Here is a 679-nt window from a genome sequence, read left to right on the forward strand (position 1 = left end):
ACTGTAATCTCCTGTAATAATAGTAATTTTTAGTCCTGCTTGAGTTAAGTTTTTAACTGCTTCTTTAACTTCTTCTCTTGGTGGGTCGTAATTAACTGCAAAACCTAAGAAAACCATATCTTCTTCTAGGGGAGGATTTTGTTCAATTTTTTTGTAAGCAAGAGCAAGAACGCGGTATCCTTGGATTGCAAATTGGTCGTTTTGTTTAAGGAAAGATTCTTTTTCATGAGGGCTAAAAGGACTTACTTGCGAACCTTTGTATTGCATTTGACATTGTTCAAGGACAATATTAGGAGCTCCTTTAATAAAGAGATATTGTGAATTGGTGTCATATGCAGGTTCTTGGTTGTTTTTAACTAAGACACTCATTTTTTTACGTTCGGAAGTAAATGGGTTTAATTGGATGATTTCTAAGTTGTTTTTTACTTCTTCAATGTTGTAACCGTATTTTTTAGCAGCAATTAATAAAGCTCCTTCAGTAGGATTACCGATTAATTTAAATTGGTGGGGTTTATTTGGCGTAGGAACTAATTTAGCCTCAGAGCATAGAACTGATGCAATTAAGAATTTTTCAATTCCTTTTTTGGAGGCAGTATTGTTTGGGCAAACACTAAATGTTTGTTCGTCGTTATAGCCAGAACCTTTTAATTTGATAGTGCCATCAGGAGTTACAATTTTT

Annotated in this window: 1 pseudogene; it reads right to left on the minus strand. The window is 33.9% G+C overall.

The features are described 5' to 3' along the window. Positions 1 to 679, minus strand: a pseudogene (locus tag OYV_RS04230) (cation-transporting P-type ATPase); the annotation flags it as partial.

It is taken from the genome of 'Chrysanthemum coronarium' phytoplasma, from assembly GCF_000744065.1.
Classification (GTDB): Bacteria; Bacillota_I; Bacilli_A; order Acholeplasmatales; family Acholeplasmataceae; genus Phytoplasma; species Phytoplasma asteris.